The organism is Streptococcus sp. 27098_8_73 (assembly GCF_041432495.1).
GTDB lineage: Bacteria > Bacillota > Bacilli > Lactobacillales > Streptococcaceae > Streptococcus.
The window spans coordinates 72,248-89,801 of record NZ_JAPVZT010000010.1 but is presented as its reverse complement, the minus strand read 5'-3'; the positions used below and the strand labels follow the sequence as shown (position 1 = coordinate 89,801).

20 protein-coding genes and 1 pseudogene are annotated in these 17,554 nt (G+C 41.8%); all 21 read left to right on the top strand.

Annotation, left to right across the window (positions count from 1 at the left end):
- The first annotated feature begins 218 nt into the window (after positions 1 to 218).
- The 21 genes and pseudogenes from O3651_RS07910 (at position 219) to O3651_RS07810 (ending at position 17,442) form a co-directional block, all read left to right on the top strand.
- Positions 219 to 1,313, top strand: a complete 1,095-nt coding sequence (locus O3651_RS07910) for a DUF4352 domain-containing protein (protein ID WP_371610117.1) — start codon at positions 219 to 221, stop codon at positions 1,311 to 1,313.
- Positions 1,314 to 1,421: 108 nt separating this feature from the next.
- Entirely contained in the window at positions 1,422 to 2,558 is a 1,137-nt protein-coding gene (locus O3651_RS07905) for an amidohydrolase (RefSeq protein ID WP_371610116.1), read from the top strand.
- Between the two features lie 204 nt (positions 2,559 to 2,762).
- Positions 2,763 to 3,596 carry an amino acid ABC transporter substrate-binding protein gene (locus O3651_RS07900; RefSeq protein ID WP_005592302.1) on the top strand — a complete coding sequence of 278 codons (834 nt, stop codon included), beginning with the start codon at positions 2,763 to 2,765 and terminating at the stop codon, positions 3,594 to 3,596.
- Positions 3,597 to 3,680: 84 nt separating this feature from the next.
- Entirely contained in the window at positions 3,681 to 4,556 is an 876-nt protein-coding gene (locus O3651_RS07895) for a MetQ/NlpA family ABC transporter substrate-binding protein (RefSeq protein ID WP_371610115.1), read from the top strand.
- A gap of 196 nt (positions 4,557 to 4,752) precedes the next feature.
- On the top strand, positions 4,753 to 6,129 hold the full coding sequence (locus tag O3651_RS07890) for a M20/M25/M40 family metallo-hydrolase (RefSeq protein WP_371610114.1): 1,377 nt from the start codon (positions 4,753 to 4,755) through the stop codon (positions 6,127 to 6,129).
- Positions 6,119 to 7,183, top strand: a complete 1,065-nt coding sequence (locus O3651_RS07885) for a methionine ABC transporter ATP-binding protein (protein WP_371610113.1) — start codon at positions 6,119 to 6,121, stop codon at positions 7,181 to 7,183. The genes O3651_RS07890 and O3651_RS07885 overlap by 11 nt, the downstream gene beginning before the upstream one ends.
- Before the next feature lies 1 nt (position 7,184).
- Complete coding sequence (locus tag O3651_RS07880; RefSeq protein ID WP_005591809.1) at positions 7,185 to 7,877, top strand: methionine ABC transporter permease; 693 nt, start codon at positions 7,185 to 7,187, stop codon at positions 7,875 to 7,877.
- Between the two features lie 513 nt (positions 7,878 to 8,390).
- Complete coding sequence (locus O3651_RS07875) at positions 8,391 to 8,984, top strand: MptD family putative ECF transporter S component (protein ID WP_371610112.1); 594 nt, start codon at positions 8,391 to 8,393, stop codon at positions 8,982 to 8,984.
- A 225-nt stretch (positions 8,985 to 9,209) separates the two neighbouring features.
- Positions 9,210 to 10,055 carry an S-adenosyl-l-methionine hydroxide adenosyltransferase family protein gene (locus O3651_RS07870; RefSeq protein WP_268731718.1) on the top strand — a complete coding sequence of 282 codons (846 nt, stop codon included), beginning with the start codon at positions 9,210 to 9,212 and terminating at the stop codon, positions 10,053 to 10,055.
- A gap of 11 nt (positions 10,056 to 10,066) precedes the next feature.
- On the top strand, positions 10,067 to 10,630 hold the full coding sequence (locus O3651_RS07865) for an ECF-type riboflavin transporter substrate-binding protein (protein ID WP_045500779.1): 564 nt from the start codon (positions 10,067 to 10,069) through the stop codon (positions 10,628 to 10,630).
- 134 nt (positions 10,631 to 10,764) lie between these two features.
- Positions 10,765 to 10,965, top strand: a complete 201-nt coding sequence (locus tag O3651_RS07860) for a potassium transporter (protein ID WP_125372463.1) — start codon at positions 10,765 to 10,767, stop codon at positions 10,963 to 10,965.
- Entirely contained in the window at positions 10,949 to 11,146 is a 198-nt protein-coding gene (locus O3651_RS07855; RefSeq protein WP_005591814.1) for a helix-turn-helix transcriptional regulator, read from the top strand. The genes O3651_RS07860 and O3651_RS07855 overlap by 17 nt, the downstream gene beginning before the upstream one ends.
- Positions 11,147 to 11,165: 19 nt before the next feature.
- Entirely contained in the window at positions 11,166 to 11,660 is a 495-nt protein-coding gene (locus O3651_RS07850) for a DUF6773 family protein (protein WP_371610121.1), read from the top strand.
- Between the two features lie 44 nt (positions 11,661 to 11,704).
- Positions 11,705 to 12,181 carry a DUF6773 family protein gene (locus O3651_RS07845; RefSeq protein WP_371610111.1) on the top strand — a complete coding sequence of 159 codons (477 nt, stop codon included), beginning with the start codon at positions 11,705 to 11,707 and terminating at the stop codon, positions 12,179 to 12,181.
- The gene (locus O3651_RS07840) at positions 12,178 to 12,855 is read left to right on the top strand and encodes a lysostaphin resistance A-like protein (protein ID WP_371610110.1); all 678 of its coding nucleotides are present in this window, start codon (positions 12,178 to 12,180) and stop codon (positions 12,853 to 12,855) included. The genes O3651_RS07845 and O3651_RS07840 overlap by 4 nt, the downstream gene beginning before the upstream one ends.
- Before the next feature lie 9 nt (positions 12,856 to 12,864).
- Entirely contained in the window at positions 12,865 to 13,356 is a 492-nt protein-coding gene (locus tag O3651_RS07835) for a DUF6773 family protein (protein ID WP_371610109.1), read from the top strand.
- A gap of 136 nt (positions 13,357 to 13,492) precedes the next feature.
- Complete coding sequence (locus O3651_RS07830; protein WP_371610108.1) at positions 13,493 to 14,479, top strand: rhodanese-related sulfurtransferase; 987 nt, start codon at positions 13,493 to 13,495, stop codon at positions 14,477 to 14,479.
- A gap of 97 nt (positions 14,480 to 14,576) precedes the next feature.
- A pseudogene (locus O3651_RS07825) lies at positions 14,577 to 15,413 on the top strand (helix-turn-helix transcriptional regulator).
- A gap of 56 nt (positions 15,414 to 15,469) precedes the next feature.
- Positions 15,470 to 15,886, top strand: a complete 417-nt coding sequence (locus tag O3651_RS07820) for a VOC family protein (RefSeq protein ID WP_371610107.1) — start codon at positions 15,470 to 15,472, stop codon at positions 15,884 to 15,886.
- Between the two features lie 9 nt (positions 15,887 to 15,895).
- Positions 15,896 to 16,246: a TfoX/Sxy family protein gene (locus tag O3651_RS07815; protein ID WP_371610106.1), complete on the top strand. Its 351-nt coding sequence runs from the start codon at positions 15,896 to 15,898 to the stop codon at positions 16,244 to 16,246.
- Positions 16,247 to 16,530: 284 nt separating this feature from the next.
- Positions 16,531 to 17,442 carry a DUF4299 family protein gene (locus O3651_RS07810; protein ID WP_371610105.1) on the top strand — a complete coding sequence of 304 codons (912 nt, stop codon included), beginning with the start codon at positions 16,531 to 16,533 and terminating at the stop codon, positions 17,440 to 17,442.
- Positions 17,443 to 17,554: the final 112 nt, after the last annotated feature.

The following is a 17,554-nucleotide window of genomic DNA, read 5'->3' as shown; positions in this document are numbered from 1 at the left end:
GTCCCACTCTCTTTTTTGTAACCAATTTCTTATATGGGAATTAGAAATTTTGCCTGTTTTATTTAAGACCGCACTTTAAAATTTTCATTTGATCTGCTTGGTCATTTTAGAGATTGCAAGGATGCATTTTTACATGAGGTTGATTTCAAACGGTATTTACCAGTTTAGCCAAGTATGATAAAATAGAAAAGTCACAGTATTAAGAAATTAAGGAGACAATGATGAAAAAAGTATTTAAATACACAGCCTTGCTTGTGGCAGGTGTGAGCTTAACAGCCTGTGCCTTGCTTCCAAGTCCAAATAAAAAACATTCTGGTAAGCCAAGCCAGGAAACGACTGTCAAAAAATCAGCCAGCAATGGGCAGGTTGATATCCAGATTAAGGATGGCCAGTTCATTATGCCAAGCAACGGATCAGCTGATGCCAAATACTTGGCCTTGTCTTTGGAAATTAAGAATAAAACAAATGATAAGATTATGATTTCCTCCTCAGACATTGGTTTTTATGATTCAGAGGGAGAAAAGATCCAGCCGGTCGGAGTCTATGACGACAAAGAAAACTTTAAAACACTGAGCTATGAAGATTTAGCGGAAGGAAAGACTCTTTCTGGTAATCTGGTCTTTAAGGTTGAAGATGGCAAGAAATATGAACTTCACTATGAGAAGAAATCCTACGGCTCCGATGAAAAAGCAGAACCCATCAAACTAAAAGTTGATCCTGCGAAATATCCGAATCACGTTGACGAATCAAAGAAATTAGCTTCTGATTACCTCAATGCTGTTTTCTTGGGAGGAGAAGCAAAGACAAAATCCTCCAAAGACAAAGGCGATTTGGTCTTAGGTGGCGATTTGGAGCAAGATAAGAAAGATTATAGAGCAGCTTTTGCAGCAGATTTCACACGTAAATTGCATGATTATCCATTTAGTGATGATGAAATCAATGCTTTCATTGATGCCTATGTGAAAAGTAATGCCAAACGCTCAGAAATTGATTACACAGTAGCCCAGTACATGCCAAATTCAATCGTTATCAAGATCAAACCGAGAACGGTCAGTCTAAATAAAACCATGTATACCTACCGTCAAGATTTTTATGACAAACATCGCTCTGAATATGGAAGTCTGAGTGACGTCTATAAAGCTACCGATAAGAGCTATGCTAATGACATGATGGCTGGAATGGATTCGCGTCCTCTCCTTACACCAGAACGAGATTATCAGTTGAAATTTGTCAAAACAGATGGCAAATGGGTCCTAGAGCGTGATTATTCTTATGAATCTATCGTCAGAGCTTTTGAAGGCGATATATCCTAATAGCAAGATGAGAGGGCGGATGCTTCATTCTGCTCTCTATTTATTTTGTTTCCTAGTCTAGCTTTGTGCTATACTGGAGCGTAGATATGTAGAGTAAAGGAGTCTACCATGAAAAAATTCTATGATAAATTAGTAAAAACGCGTCATCATCTCCATCAGCATCCAGAGCTGTCTGGCCAAGAATATGAAACAACAGCCTTTCTAAGCCGTTATTTGCAAGACTTAGGAATTAAAATTTTGGACTCTGGCTTAGAGACGGGTTTGATTGCCGAAATCGGTCAAGGAGACCCAGTTATCGCTTTAAGGGCAGATATTGATGCCCTGCCCATTTTAGAGAAGACAGGTCTGCCTTACGCTAGCCAAAATCCTGGTGTCATGCATGCCTGCGGCCATGATTTTCATCAGACTAGTCTTTTGGGAGCGGCGGAGTTGCTCAAGGCTATGGAAGAAGATTTACAGGGAACCATTCGATTGATTTTTCAGCCAGCTGAGGAAACCTCCCAAGGAGCCAGTCAAGTTCTGGCTACGGGTTTGCTGGATGATGTAGTTGCGATTATCGGTTTTCATAATATGCCCCAGTTAAAAGCTGGGCAAATGGCCTTGAAGCCGGGAGCTATGATGGCAGGCGTGGAAAAGTTTAAGGTGACTGTAGAGGGAGTCAGTAGCCATGCGGCTCGGCCGGACCTGGGAGTGGATACAGTGCTGACTCTGACCAGCATGATTCAAAATCTCCAAGCTCTGGTTTCTCGGACTGTCTCGCCCTTTGAGCCAGTTGTTTTATCTGTGACCCACATTGAGGCTGGAGCGACTTGGAATGTTCTGCCGCAAAATGGCTTCTTTGAAGGCACCATTCGTTGTTTTAATCCTGATTTGCAAAAGCGTTTGAAGGCGGATTTTATCCGTATTGTGGAGCATACAGCGGGGAATTTCGGTGCTAAGGCCACTATTATCTGGGATCAGACTCCGCCAGTGACCTATAATGATCCAGAATTAGCCGAGCTTATTTTTAAAAATTCTCAGAATATCGGGGAGCTACTGCCTGCCCAGCCGTCTTCAGCTGGCGAAGACTTTGCCTTTTACCAAGAAAAAATCCCTGGTGTCTTTGCTTTTATCGGCTCAAATGGTGCAGCAGATGCGCCTGACCTGCACCATGATAGCATGACGATTGATGATGCGGCCTTTCAGATTTCTGTGCCTTACTATGTCGAAAACGCCCTCTTCCTCCTCAAGCACTATAAGAAATAACTATAGTCTTTCATAGAAAATAAGAACTAGGCAATCTCCTCTTCTTTTGTTATCATAGAAAAACAAGATTTCGATATTTTCAAATAGTTTGAATAATCGAATCAGTGATAAAGAAAATCTATCACCTTGATAAAAAATATATAATGGTCAGGATTTTCGACTTTTGGTATGATAGAAACATGCTCTTTAGGAGGAGATAGAGATATGAATATTAAAAAAATATTGAAATACACTGCCACTGCTGTGGTAGGAAGTCTTGCAGTTGGGCTGCTTGTAGCCTGCTCGTCTTCTGCAAGTAAAGATAGTGCTACAAAGAAAAAGACGATTGAAGTCGGAACGGTTGGGACAACCAAGCCTTTCTCTTATGAAGATAAGGACGGAAAACTAACTGGTTACGAAATTGAAGTGCTTCGTGAAATCTTTAAAGGTTCAGATAAGTACGAAGTCAACTTCAACAAAACCAAATGGGCTTCTGTTTTCTCTGGCTTGGACAGTGACCGCTACCAAATCGGTGCCAATAACATCAGTTATTCAGAAGACCGTGCTGGTAAATACCTCTATACCAACCCTTACGCTAAAAACCCAACCGTCTTGGTGGTTCGTAAAGGAGTGAATATCAAGTCGCTGGACGATATCGGAGGCAAGTCTACGGAGGTTGTTCAAGGTACTTCAACAGCCAAACAACTGGAAAAGTACAATGAAGAACACAGTTCAAATCCCACAACCATCAACTACACAGATGGTACAATCCAGCAAATCTTGGCCAATTTGAATGATGGCCGTTCAGACTACAAGATCTTTGAGCGTATCACAGTAGATACCATCATCAAAGACCAAGGTTTAGATAATGTCGAAGTGATTGAACTTCCAAGTGACCAACAACCGTATGTCTATCCGATCCTTGCTTCAGGACAAGAAGAACTTCAAACCTTTATGAACAAGCGGATCAAGGAACTCTACGAGGATGGCACACTTGAAAAATTATCAAAAGAATTCTTTGGCGGCACTTATTTGCCAGATGCCAAGGATATCAAGTAAGTTCTGATTTTCTTTGCCCTAAGCAATCGGAAATAACTTACGACCCTTTCACTAAAAAAATATATTTTATAAGGAGATTATCTCATGAAATTGAAAAAATGGTTTGGTGCAACAGCGCTCTTAGCTGTAGCAGCATTTGGTTTGGCAGCTTGCTCGTCTTCAACATCTAAAGACGCTAAGTCAGCAGACAGTGCAACAGTGACTGTAAAAGTTGGTGTGATGAACCTCAGCGATACAGAAGAAGCACGTTGGGACAAGGTTCAGGAAATCCTTGATAAGGATAAAGCAGGTGTTAAATTGGAGTTTACCCAATTTACAGACTATTCTCAACCTAACCAAGCAGTTCGTGACGGCGATGTAGATATCAATGCCTTCCAGCATTACTACTACCTGAAAAACTGGAATAAAGAAAACAATGCTGACTTGGAGTCTGTAGCAGATACTTATATCGCACCAATCCGTCTTTACTCTGGTACTAAAGATGGCAAAAACAAATATACTGATGTGAAAGACATTCCAGAAAACGGAAGCATTGCTGTGCCAAATGACCCAACAAATGAAAGCCGTGCTTTGAACCTTCTTCAAGCAGCTGGTTTGATCAAGTTAGATGTAGATTCAACTAAGCTTGCGACTGTTGCTAACATCAAAGAAAACAAGAAAAACTTGAAAATTTCTGAATTGGATGCTTCTCAAACAGCAGCTTCTCTTACTTCTGTAGATGCAGCGGTTGTCAACAATACCTTCGTTCGCGAAGCTGGTATTGACTACAAGAGCGCTCTTTACAAAGAAAAGACAGATGAAAATTCTAAACTGTGGTACAACCTAATTGCTGCTAAGAAAGATTGGGAAAAATCTGACAAGGCAGACGCTATCAAGAAAATCATCAAGGCTTACCATACTGACGAAGTTAAAAAAGTCATTGAAGAGTCTTCAGATGGTATGGATCAACCAGTTTGGTAAGATTTTATAAAAAATAATTGAAGATAGAAAGGGCGGGGAATGGATTTCTCCAGCCCTTTATCTGCTATTAGTTAGAGTTTTTATTGGCAGAGATGATTTGGTGATTTTTGATGGAGAGCTGTAGACTTACAAGATAGCAGCTTTCGTGACTCATAGCAGGTCATCTTTAAACAGATGCGATTAGTAGGAGTTATACATGCCTTTCTCAACTGAGAGTGAACAAATTAAAAAGTTTGAAAATGATGAGGTGGCTCAACACTATTTTGAGGTGTTGCGGACCTTGATTTCTAAAAAATCTATCTTTGCCCAGCAAATTGGGCTCAAGGAGGTAGCTACCTATCTGGGAGAAATTTTCACTGCCGCGGGTGCTAAAGTGATGATTGATGACAGTTACACGGCTCCCTTTGTATTGGCAGAGTTTCAGTCGGACAATCCTGAAGCCAAGACTATCATTTTCTATCACCACTATGATACAGTGCCGGCCGATAATGACCAGCCTTGGACCAACGATCCTTTTACTCTGTCGGTCCACTACGGTGTTATGTATGGCCGCGGAGTCGATGATGACAAGGGCCACATTACGGCGCGTTTGACAGCGGTGCGTAAGTATATCCGAGAGAACGGTTCGCTGCCAGTCAATATCATCTTTATGATGGAGGGAGCAGAGGAGTCGGCTTCGACAGACTTGGATAAATATCTGGCTAAGCATAAGAAACATTTGCGGGGAGCAGATTTGCTGGTCTGGGAGCAGGGCACGCGTAATAATCTAGGCCAGCTAGAGATTTCTGGTGGGAATAAAGGCATTGTTACCTTTGATATGTCTGTTCGTAGTGCGGAAGTCGATATCCATTCTAGCTATGGGGGCGTCATCAATTCTGCTTCTTGGTACTTGATGGATGCTATCTCTAGCCTGCGTAGTGCGGACGGTCGAATCTTAGTGGAGGGCATCTATGAGCAAGTACAGGAGCCCAATGAGCGAGAGCTGGCTTTGATTGACCAATATGCTCTGAAGACACCAGAAGAATTGAAGGAAATCTACGGTCTCCAGCTTCCAGTCTTGAAGGAGGAAAGGCAGGAATTTCTCCGTCGCTTCTATTTTGAGCCAGCCATTAATATTGAAGGCTTCGGTTCGGGCTATCAGGGTCAGGGAGTCAAAACCATACTCCCAGCACATGCCTCTGCCAAGATGGAAGTACGCTTGGTACCAGGCTTGGAGCCCCATGATGTCTTGGACAAGATTCGCAAGCAACTGGACAAAAATGGCTATAATAAGGTAGAATTAACTTATACATTGGGAGAAATGAGCTATCGTAGCGATATGAGTGCCCCTTCCATCCTGAATGTGATTGAACTGGCCAAGGATTTTTATCCAGAAGGCATCTCAGTGCTTCCAACATCGGCAGGAACAGGGCCTATGCATACAGTCTTTGAGGCTTTGGAAGTTCCGATGGCTGCCTTTGGCTTGGGAAATGCTAACAGTCGAGATCATGGCGGCGATGAAAATGTCAAGATTGCCGATTATTATACCCATATTGAATTAATCAAGGAGTTAATCAGAAGTTATGAGCAATGAAATTATCAAATTAGACCGTATTGATGTCACATTTACACAGAAAAATCGTGTCATCAAGGCGGTTGAAGATGTGACCATTCACATCAATCAGGGAGATATTTACGGTATCGTGGGTTATTCTGGTGCCGGAAAGTCAACTTTGGTGCGGGTTATTAACCTCCTGCAGAAGCCATCTGGTGGTCGCATCACTGTGGATGGGACAGTCCTATACGACAAGGGGACAGTCCAGCTGAATGCGGCTCAACTGCGGGAAAAGCGAAAAGATATTGGTATGATTTTCCAGCATTTCAATCTGATGGCTCAGATGACGGCCAAGGAAAATGTCGCATTTGCCTTGAAGCACTCAACTTTGTCTGCTGCTGAAAAAGAGGAGAAGGTTCGTAAACTTTTAGAACTGGTTGGTCTGGAAGATCGAGCGGATAATTATCCGTCTCAACTGTCTGGTGGGCAGAAGCAGCGTGTGGCGATTGCTAGAGCCTTGGCCAATGATCCAAAAATCTTGATTTCAGATGAAGCGACTTCGGCATTGGATCCTAAAACAACCAAGCAAATTTTGGCCTTGCTTCAGGATTTGAATCAAAAGTTGGGGCTGACGATTGTACTCATCACGCACGAAATGCAGATTGTCAAAGATATTGCCAATCGTGTAGCTGTTATGCAGAATGGAAAATTGATCGAGGAAGGCTCGGTTTTGGATATCTTTACCAATCCACAGAACGAATTGACCCAAGACTTTATCACCACGGCAACAGGCATCACTGAAGCGATGGTTAAAATCAATCAGCAGAAGATTGTGCAAGATTTGCCAGCGGATTCTGTCTTGGCGCATTTGAAGTATGCTGGTACGGTGACAGATACAGCCATTATCAACGATATCTACAAGCAGTATCAGGTTTCGGCCAATATTTTACATGCTAACATTGAGATTTTAGACAATGTGCCTGTCGGGGAGATGGTAGTCATTTTGTCAGGGAATGCAGAAAATCTTGCGTCTGCTCAAAGCAATTTACAAGCTGCTGGCATAGAATTAAAGGTGCTTAAGGGAGGAATTTAGATTGATAGACTTGATTAAAACATTTTTGCCCAATGTCTATAAGATGGGCTGGGCTGGTCAGGCTGGCTGGGGAACAGCGATTTATCTGACCCTTTATATGACGATTATTTCTTTCCTGATCGGTGGGATTCTAGGCTTGATCGCTGGACTTTTCCTGGTATTGACAGCGCCTGGTGGTATTTTAGAAAATAAAACAGCCTTTTTCATCTTGGACAAGGTCACATCCATCTTTCGGGCAATTCCCTTTATCATTCTCCTAGCTTTGATCAATCCTTTCACACGGATGATTGTGGGGACAGGGATTGGTCCAACAGCAGCTCTGGTGCCACTATCTTTGGCGGTCTTCCCTTTCTTTGCCCGTCAGGTACAGGTGGTTCTATCAGAATTAGATCGCGGGGTGATTGAAGCAGCGCAGGCGGTTGGAGCTAACTCATGGGATATCATTGGTGTTTACCTGCGCGAAGGCTTACCAGACTTGATTCGGGTGACAACAGTGACCCTAATCTCGCTAGTTGGTGAAACAGCTATGGCGGGAGCGATCGGTGCAGGTGGCCTTGGGAACGTAGCGATTGCCTATGGTTATCAACGTTTCAACCAAGACGTGACCATTTTAGCGACTGTTTTGCTCTTGCTTCTTATCTTCTTTATCCAGTTTCTGGGAGATTTCCTAACTAGAAAGATCAGTCATCGCTAGACAGAGAGTGGGACAGAAATCGGTAATTCGTTAGAATTCGATTTCGTCGTCCCACCTCCGCACAGTTGAGTAGGGTTCTATTACGCTGATGAAATCAGCGTAATAGAACCCACTCAACCACTGCGTCTTGCTCGACAATCCAAAGACAATTTAGAGGCTCGGACTTTTGTCCCAGCCTCCTTTTGTCAGCTATCTTCCTTTGAAAAGTCTGAAAGTTTAATTTACATTCTATTTTCATAATGCTATAATAAATAAAGCTAAGTATAGAAAAATAGTATAATACATTACTTCTTGGCAGTGCTGGATTTTGCCCATGCCGAGGAAAGTTGCTTTAATAAACAATTAGTTTTCCTAGGAAGAAAGCTTATCAAGGATGCTAGATCTACAAACCTTGCTAGAACTTCCTCCTGCAGCAAGGATGGCAAAGCATGAAATGCGCATTTGCACGTATCAAGGATATAGCTATCAATAGTTTTATGAAGTTTTAGCTTCACAATTAGAAAGGATTCAATAATGACATCGTTAACACTGAAAGAGTTGAAATGGACGGGAGTTTTTGCTCTGCTCTACTTTCTCTGTGTCGGACTAGGAGTACTAGTAGGGCACTTTTTTGACAATGCTGGCAATATGCTCTATGCTCCAGTCTTTGCTGCAGTTTTTGGTGGAAGCGTTTATATGTTGCTGCAAAGCAAGATTAAAAAATTTGGAGCGATCAGCTTAGTAGGCCTAATAATGGGAGGTTTTTTCCTCCTGTCTGGTCATTTTATGATTGCTGGTTTGCCGGGCTTGGTGTTCGGTCTCTTGGCGGACATGATTGCAGGCTTGGGCAAATACGAAAATAAATTCTTGAATCTGATTTCCTTTGTTTGTTTCTCTTTTGTCAATTCGGGGCCTATTATCCTCATGTGGCTAGCACGTCAGGCTTATATTGATAGCTTGGTAGCGCGTGGTAAGACAGCAGAATACATCAATCGGATTTTGCTGCCGTTGGATTTCCCGACCATTGCTAGTTTTATCGTGATGGTAGTGGCAGGTGCTTTAATCGGTGGTCTGTTCGGCCAATATCTGGTAAAGAAACGCAGTGAAAAAGCTGATTTTCAGTCATAAAAAAGTTAAGCAAGACAAAAGTTGCCGGACTTTCCTATCCTAGCTTGCTCAAGGAATTGTTCTGGCATAAGTTTGATCCAGAAAAAAACTAGCTTGCATGCTATATCTTTGAGAAATAGACGGTTATAAAAAAATCCTATGCCTCCAGCTCTAGCGAAAAGAGCCTAATTTTGGTAAGATTAGAAGACTTGGAGAATATCAGGCTCAAGGCCTGGGAGGAATAAGATGAACAACATATTAGTGCTGCAGTCGGACTTCGGTCTGGTAGATGGAGCAGTGTCAGCTATGATCGGAGTAGCTTTGGAGGAATCACCAACGCTGAAAATCCATCATTTGACCCATGACATCACTCCTTACAATATCTTTGAGGGCAGTTATCGTCTCTTTCAGACGGTAGATTATTGGCCAGAGGGAACGACCTTTGTTTCGGTCGTGGATCCGGGAGTGGGTTCTAAGCGGAAAAGCGTGGTTGCTAAGACCAGCAAAAATCAATATATCGTGACACCTGATAATGGTACTCTGTCCTTTATCAAAAAGCATGTCGGTATCGTAGCTATTCGTGAGATTTCAGAAGTGGAAAATCGTCGCAAGAATACCGAGCATTCTTATACCTTCCACGGGCGAGATGTCTATGCCTACACAGGTGCCAAGCTAGCTAGCGGCCACATCAGTTTTGAGGAAGTTGGCCCAGAACTGAGTGTCGAAGAAATTGTTGAAATCCCTGTTGTCGAAACAAGGCTGGCGGATAATTTTGTCAGCGGAGCTATTGATATTTTGGATGTTCGCTTTGGCTCGCTTTGGACTTCGATTACGCGCGAGGAATTCTGCACCTTAGAGCCCAACTTTGGCGACCGCTTTGAAGTCACTATCTACAACAATGACATGCTGGTTTATCAAAACCAAGTGACCTATGGCAAGTCCTTTGCGGATGTCCGCATTGGTCAGCCGATTTTGTACATCAATTCCCTCTATCGGGTGGGCTTGGCTATTAACCAAGGTTCTTTTGCCAAGGCTTATAATGTTGGTGTCGGTGCTCAATGGCATATTGAGATTAAACGTATAGAAAATTAAAGGAGAACATTATGAAAAAGAAATTGTTAGATACAAAGTTTACTATTAAAGAAGTTGTTGCAACGGGGATTGGAGCTGCACTTTTTGTAGTTATCGGAATGATTAGCATTCCAACACCTGTCCCAAATACCAGTATTCAGTTGCAATATGCGGTTCAGGCCCTCTTCAGTGTCGTTTTTGGTCCCTTTGTTGGCTTCCTGATGGGCTTGATTGGTCACGTTATCAAAGATGCTATGGCTGGCTACGGTCTCTGGTGGTCATGGATTATCGCTAGTGCCTTCTTTGGTTTCATTCTCGGTTTGTTTAAAAATCGCATTCGTGCAGCAGAAGGTATCTTTGAAGTGAAGGACATCGTCAACTTCAATATCTTCCAGCTTTTGGCCAATGCTTTTGTCTGGCTCTTGGTCGCTCCGATTGGTGATATCTTGATTTATAGCGAGCCGGTCAATAAGGTCTTTGTGCAAGGCTTTGTAGCAACTCTTTCCAATGGAGTGACAGTTGCCGTAGCAGGAACCTTGCTCTTACTAGCCTACGCTCGTACTCAGACTCGCTCAGGTAGCCTTAAGAAAGATTAATCAAACTAGATATTACAAGATTGGGAAAGTCCCAATCTTTTTTTGTACAAAATAAAAAACAAAATGTAATTTATATATTGCATTATTTAAAATATATTGTATAATGGATTTATGAAGACGAAAGGAGCGCAAATATGAATAAGAAAGGGAATAATCTGCTTACACTACTTATTTGTCTTGTATTGGCGATAGTTCTACTAGTTGTTGGCATGATTCAGAAAGATCAAACCTTTATCATAATCGCTTGTGCTAATGCCGCCCTTGGCTCTGCTTTCTACGCCATAGACGGGCAAAAGAATGACGATAAGGATGGTGGCCATGGCAAAAAATCTTAGGTTAAAAATGGCAAGGGCTGAGCATGACATGACTCAAGGCGACTTGGCTGATGCCATTGGTGTGACTCGTCAGACCATTGGCCTGATTGAGGCAGGCAAGTACAATCCCAGTCTTAGTCTATGCTTGGCCATTTGCAAATGCCTCAATAAAACGCTGGATCAGTTGTTTTGGGAAGAATAGGAAGAAAGTGAGAAAGAAAATGAAGGACAAACCACAAAAAGTCTATACAGACGAGCGGACTTTACAACTTGAACGAAAATTAGGCAATGAAGTTGCATTTTTTGCGATCATTTTACTCCTTATTTCTATTTTTATCAAAATTATGATCTGGCATGTGCCAGTAGAAGGCTACTTACCAGAAATCTTGATTATTTTAGGGATGGAGCTATATGCAGGAATTCGGAGCTGGCAGTTGGGACTTGATATCAGACGCTACAAGCCATCTATTGGGCATAGGAGTTTCAGAAGTCGTTTGGCCAATGGAGCTATCTTAGCGATTGTAATCGTGGCTGTTCAGATGTGGAGTGGAAATTCAGCTCTTCGACCATTCTTTCGCCATCATCCAATTTTGCAATTTATTTTTATTTTAGCTTTGATAACTGCATTTTCTAGTATATTTGATCAGTTGGTCGATCATTTTTATCAGAAGAGACAGGTTTTATTGGACCAAGAACTAGAAAATGATGAGAATTAGAATCAATGAATCTTCAACCTATAAATAAGAAAGTGAGAAAGAAAATGAAGAAGCAGCCGGTTATAAAAGATGAACGAACAGAAAAATTGGACGGCAAAGTTGCGGGAGAACTAGTACTAGGAATGTTCCTTTTCTTGGCTATCTCTGTATTTTTCAAAGCCTATGTCCTTCATCTAAGCTTGCTGGCCTATCTGCCAGAAGGTATTCTGCTTACCCTAGTAGGTCTATATGCCTTGCTTCGTCGCATAAGCCTAGGCATTGATGTTGGTGATATGGTGAGAAAGGAAAAATGGCCAGAGCGTTTTGGCGGTGGAGTCGTCTTTGTTCTCATCCTTATGGGCATTGATTTCTTTGGTCAGCGAGAAAATCTGGCTAGCATGTTCAGCATTTTGTATCTGCTCAAGCTGGCTTTTGCAATGATACTGTTTCTGCTTGGAAGCTTGATGATGGACAAGATCAGTCTTTACCTAAACGGCAAAGGTCAGGCAAAGCTCGATCAGGAATTGGAGGATGAAGAATGACTTGGTGGAAACGATTGATCTGGGTTGGCTGCGCTTTTTTAGCCTTGGCCTTGTATATCCTCCCTATGCTGTTTCAGCAGCTAGCAATAATTTATCAATTTCCTAAACATTGGACCATTGGTCTTGGACTTTCGCTGATAATCCTCATTTTACTGGTATTTGTCGCGGTAGCAAAGAAAACTGGCATCCTATCTCCATCTGGAAAAATTTTTCAAAAAGGAGACGGGAAACGAATTGCTCTCAGCCTCTTAGGCATGTTGCTCATATCTGTCCTTGGGACGGTATTACTCCGATGGCTGCATGGCGAGGTGACAACGGCTAATCAGGCATCTTTGATGGAGGAGTTCCGAAGAGGAGATGTAATTTTATTGTCCATCATGCTTGGAATTTTAGCGCCCATCGCAGAAGAAATTATTTTCCGTGGCATCATTCCTCTAAAAATCTTTAAAGGCTATGAAAACTGGGGCTATATCATAGGCGGACTGCTCTTTGCGATTTTTCATGGCCCAACTAATATCATGTCTTTTGTGATTTATGGTGGTGCTTCTGTGATTTTGACCTTGCTGGCTTGTCAAACTCGGCGCTTGGAAGTCAGTATTGCAGTTCACATGATTAATAACGGACTTCCTGCCATTCTTATGTTGTTAATCCCTATTTTTGGAGTAGAAGTATAGGAGTTTGAAATGAAAATAAAACTTATTAAACGTCAAATCTTAGACGAACGCGAAGAACAACTGGTCAACAAGGCTGGTATGGAGAGTTTCAGTCTCATGCTATGTGGCAGTTTAGCTTTATATATGGGTTCTGTAGCTATGAATGGGGGAGTCGTTCACTATCAGCCCTTCTTGCTTTTGATTCTCATCACCAGTTTTTATTTCATGTGTCGCACTCAGTATCTGGGAGCTAATTATTACAATAGTTTCAGTCTGACTATCTGGGGTGTGCTGGCTGCGACAGGCTTTCTGACCCTTTTGATTGCCTGCCAGAATTTTCAGCTCAATCATGCTATTTATCATAATAGTGTTTTTCACCCCATGTTCCTATTTGTTATTTTAATTACTTTTGTCATTCACTTTCCTTTTATGCTGCTGGTCAATATTCTCTTAGAGATCCTCAGCAAGTGGCAGAAGAAGCGCTTTGAAAAATATTTAGAAGAATTGGAGAAAGAGGGCTAAGGTGCTTTTCTGCATAGAGATTCCAGCTCTGCTATTTTCCAAACAAATTTTTTGCCCAGTTTTTTCAATCAGGTTATAATAAATAGATGAATTAAAAAATTCAGAAAATTTATAAAGAAATGAGAGTTGAAATCTTATGGCAAAAGATATTCGCGTCCTACTTTACTACAAATATGTTCCGATTGAGAATGCTGAGAAATTTGCAGCTGATCATCTGGCCTTCTGTAAATCTATCGGTCTGAAAGGCCGTATCTTGGTAGCAGATGAGGGAATCAACGGAACGGTTTCTGGTGACTATGAAACCACTCAAAAATACATGGATTATGTGCACAGCCTTCCAGGCATGGAAGACCTTTGGTTCAAGATTGACGAAGAAAATGAGCAAGCCTTCAAGAAAATGTTTGTTCGCTACAAGAAAGAAATCGTTCACTTGGGCTTGGAAGACAATGATTTTGATAATGACATCAACCCGCTGGAAACGACAGGAGCTTACTTGTCTCCAAAAGAGTTCAAAGAAGCCCTTCTTGATGAAGACACTGTTGTCCTAGACACTCGTAACGACTATGAGTACGATCTAGGTCACTTCCGTGGAGCCATTCGCCCAGACATCCGCAACTTCCGCGAATTGCCGCAATGGGTTCGTGATAACAAAGAGAAGTTCATGGACAAGCGCGTGGTTGTTTACTGTACTGGTGGTGTTCGCTGTGAGAAATTCTCAGGCTGGATGGTGCGTGAAGGATATAAGGATGTCGGTCAGCTTCATGGCGGTATCGCGACTTACGGCAAGGATCCAGAAGTTCAAGGTGAGCTTTGGGACGGCAAGATGTATGTCTTTGATGAGCGTATCTCCGTTGATATCAACCATGTTGATCCAGTTGTGATTGGGAAAGACTGGTTTGACGGGACTCCTTGCGAGCGCTATGTCAACTGTGGCAATCCAGAGTGTAACCGCCGCATCCTGACTTCAGAAGAAAACGAAGACAAGTACCTCCGTGGCTGCTCTCACGAATGCCGTGTTCATCCTCGCAACCGCTATGTTTCAGAAAATGAATTGACACAAGCAGAAGTGGTGGAGCGTTTGGCTGCGATTGGAGAAAGCTTGGAAACATTGGTAGCTCAGTAATTTAATCGTGAAGATAAAAAACTTTAGACAAATAGTGTCTAAAGTTTTTTCATTATTCAGATTTCGATGTTTTGTCCCTTCTTTTTGATGTGATATAATGGGCTTAAATAAATGGGAAAGGAGCAAGTCTATGTCTAAAGCTATCATGGAAGAAGTGGCAGCCTATTTGCGTCAGCATGCAGATGAAGAGCTGAGTCTGACCAATTTGGCTCATCATTTCCATTATAGTCCTTCCCATCTATCCAGAACTTTCAAGAAAAAGATGGGCTTTTCTATCAAGCAATATATGGAAGCTCTTAAGATGGAAAAAGGGATTTAGGAGATTGTAGAAGGCCGGCAAAATGTGACTGAGACCTCTATGGAAGCTGGTTATGATAGTCTAGGCAGTTTTTCCAATACTTTTAAGCGGCATACTGGACTTTCGCCTAAAAAATATTATCAGGAATCAACCAAGGCTTATGATTTTATGGTCAAACAGCTGGATGAGAAGGGAGCTTTCTTGCATCAGGATCCCGACTGTAAAAGTGGCAATCGGTTGACTGTGACGCTATCTTATCCTGAGGGGTATGAACCACGCATTAGTTGTATCGGGCTTTTTAAAACCCGCATACCTAAAGAAGAGCCAGTTATCGGAGTAGCACTTAGTCAGGAGAGACAGTTTACTTTTGAAAATGTACCCGATGGTCACTACTATCTTTTGGCCTGTGAATTGCTGGAGGATTTACGCCTAACTAAAAACTATGTCTTGAAGCATAACTTTCGCTGGGGCAGCGATGAGCCTCTCACTTTTTCAGGCGATAGCATCTATCAGGAGGAAATCAGCATGCGCAGGCCCTTGCCCAGTGATCCACCTATTACAGTTAATCTTCCAGTTTTAATCATGCGTTCCCTAGCCAAACAAGCGCAATTGAGAATAAGAAAATTTTTATCTTAATTGATAAACTGATACTAGAGATTTATTCTCAGTTATAAACAATTGGAGGAACAATAATGAAATTAGACGTGTTTTTAAGTTTTAATGGTCAGGCCGAAGAAGCTTTTCGTTTCTATGCAGATCTTTTTCAGACAGAGATAAAGGGACTTGTCCGAGCCAGTGAGATGATGGATCCAGCAGACCTTCCTGCAGAAAAACGAGATAAGATTGCCTGGATTGCCTTAGATTCGGGAAACTTGACCCTGAATGGAGAGGATGTAGGCATTTTTAACGACCTATCTATTCCTAGCAATCATCAGCCCAATCAATGGTTAGTTCTGAGTCCAGGTAGTAGAGAAGAAGCCGATGAGCTCTTTGCTAAGCTTGCTGAAGGTGGACGGATTCTCTATGCTCTAGAGAATCAAGCTTTTGCTAAGTTTTATGGCCGCTTGATTGACCGTTTTGGTATCGGCTGGGATGTGATGATGAAGTAGGGGAGAGCGATGGCATATAGTAAATCTTTGGCTCAACAGATTCGTACCATTTTAGCTACTGAACTTTCTCCTCGTGTTTTTGAAGAAGAGGTAGAAGAGAAGAAGATGTTTGGTGGCTTGGCTTTTATGGTCCGAGGCAAGATGACCGTTACTGTGAGTTCGAGAGGTCAAGAGCTTGTCATGGTCCGCATAGGTAAGGAACTGGAAAAGCAGGTCCTGCCTAAAAATGGTGCCAGTGTCACAGTGATGAAGAATAGGCTTTATCATGGCTATATTGATTTAGATAGCGAGGGACAAAAGGAACTGTCTTACTGGATCAAGCTAGCTTTGGACTACAATCAGGAGCTGACGCAAAAATGAAGTGATAGAACGTTTGACTGCGATTGGAGAAAGTTTAAATGAAGTAAGTCCTGCATAAAGAATCAAAAACAGTCCACTGGGGCTGTTTTTGATGTGGAAAGACAAGCTGTTTAGTAAAGGGGTTCAGCGTTACGTATTTTAGGATGATGGTATGGCAAGCTAGTATTTTTAGAAATAAATCTAGAAAATCTCTTATAGCTCTATTTTTCTAGTTGTAGGTCTTTATTTTACATTCTTGTAGCATATATTATAATATAACAAGATAATATAAGGAGGTTTACTTTATGAGTATTACATTTTCCATTCCAAATAAACGGGGTTTTCTAGGATTTCAGAAAGTTTTAAAAATCAGTGAATTGCTTGGATTTGTTGATGGACTTGAACCCCACCCTATACAGAAAGAGTTTGTGTACCTTGGACTAGATAAGCTTGCTCTATTGAAATGCTGGGTTCCTGCAAAGTCAGGTCGTTATATTGACTTGGAATATGATAAGACTCAACAAACTTACAATGTGCGGATTCTGACTCCTTCAACACTTGCTGATTGGTCTCAGGCCCTTACTTTGATTTCTAAGCTATCAAGTCGTTTGGGGACAAGCATCCGTGATGAACATGGTAGAGAATATAGCAGTTCAAGTGTCTGGGACTACCCTTATCAAGAGGACATAGTTTTTGGCTTGGAGGACTTTCTAAAATCAGGCTATGAGCTTGTGTATCAAGATGGTATTCGGAGAACGCTTGCCCTGAGTCTACATCTGGTGGAAGGTTTCTTGAAGGCAGATAATCCTGCTCAGAGTTATAGCGATTTTTTCACCACTCGACAGTATATTGGTGCCTATGACGCTCAAAGTAAATTTTATGGAAGTGAGCAGAGTGAAAAAATTTTAGGGACCTATACGCTAACTGCTGGTGTTGATACAATCCTTCCTCTCGTACCTACCCTCGCACCAGAAGATACTGAATATATTGATGAATCAAAACTTAGCTGGTGCTGTAATCTGGTCGGATGTGATGATGCAGACCCGGACAATCTGGAGAAATTCTTTATTTACAAGAGAATTTCATATTCAGATTTTTTGGACAAGCTTCCTGAAAATATGACACAATTATTTGATGCTGAGAAAGTTCTTGTTTCTGCTATGACTTTTGCCCAAATGAAAGCTCTCTTTGAAGATTGTCAGGAGTTTGTTTTGTAGTCTTTGTTCATGCCAAGACTGGACTCAGCCAGTTTAGCTTCCATTTATGGATGAATAATCTTTTTATGTGAAAACTCTCATTCAGATTGACTGCCCTCCGATAGCTAGATAT

Coding starts and splice junctions, on each gene's coding strand:
- O3651_RS07900 (WP_005592302.1), top strand. CDS start 2,763: ATGAATATTAAAAAAATATTGAAATACACTGCCACTGCTGTGGTAGGA.
- O3651_RS07815 (WP_371610106.1), top strand. CDS start 15,896: ATGGCATATAGTAAATCTTTGGCTCAACAGATTCGTACCATTTTAGCT.
- O3651_RS07905 (WP_371610116.1), top strand. CDS start 1,422: ATGAAAAAATTCTATGATAAATTAGTAAAAACGCGTCATCATCTCCAT.
- O3651_RS07860 (WP_125372463.1), top strand. CDS start 10,765: ATGAATAAGAAAGGGAATAATCTGCTTACACTACTTATTTGTCTTGTA.
- O3651_RS07850 (WP_371610121.1), top strand. CDS start 11,166: ATGAAGGACAAACCACAAAAAGTCTATACAGACGAGCGGACTTTACAA.
- O3651_RS07810 (WP_371610105.1), top strand. CDS start 16,531: ATGAGTATTACATTTTCCATTCCAAATAAACGGGGTTTTCTAGGATTT.
- O3651_RS07845 (WP_371610111.1), top strand. CDS start 11,705: ATGAAGAAGCAGCCGGTTATAAAAGATGAACGAACAGAAAAATTGGAC.
- O3651_RS07855 (WP_005591814.1), top strand. CDS start 10,949: ATGGCAAAAAATCTTAGGTTAAAAATGGCAAGGGCTGAGCATGACATG.
- O3651_RS07830 (WP_371610108.1), top strand. CDS start 13,493: ATGGCAAAAGATATTCGCGTCCTACTTTACTACAAATATGTTCCGATT.
- O3651_RS07870 (WP_268731718.1), top strand. CDS start 9,210: ATGAACAACATATTAGTGCTGCAGTCGGACTTCGGTCTGGTAGATGGA.
- O3651_RS07895 (WP_371610115.1), top strand. CDS start 3,681: ATGAAATTGAAAAAATGGTTTGGTGCAACAGCGCTCTTAGCTGTAGCA.
- O3651_RS07840 (WP_371610110.1), top strand. CDS start 12,178: ATGACTTGGTGGAAACGATTGATCTGGGTTGGCTGCGCTTTTTTAGCC.
- O3651_RS07885 (WP_371610113.1), top strand. CDS start 6,119: ATGAGCAATGAAATTATCAAATTAGACCGTATTGATGTCACATTTACA.
- O3651_RS07910 (WP_371610117.1), top strand. CDS start 219: ATGATGAAAAAAGTATTTAAATACACAGCCTTGCTTGTGGCAGGTGTG.
- O3651_RS07820 (WP_371610107.1), top strand. CDS start 15,470: ATGAAATTAGACGTGTTTTTAAGTTTTAATGGTCAGGCCGAAGAAGCT.
- O3651_RS07835 (WP_371610109.1), top strand. CDS start 12,865: ATGAAAATAAAACTTATTAAACGTCAAATCTTAGACGAACGCGAAGAA.
- O3651_RS07865 (WP_045500779.1), top strand. CDS start 10,067: ATGAAAAAGAAATTGTTAGATACAAAGTTTACTATTAAAGAAGTTGTT.
- O3651_RS07890 (WP_371610114.1), top strand. CDS start 4,753: ATGCCTTTCTCAACTGAGAGTGAACAAATTAAAAAGTTTGAAAATGAT.
- O3651_RS07875 (WP_371610112.1), top strand. CDS start 8,391: ATGACATCGTTAACACTGAAAGAGTTGAAATGGACGGGAGTTTTTGCT.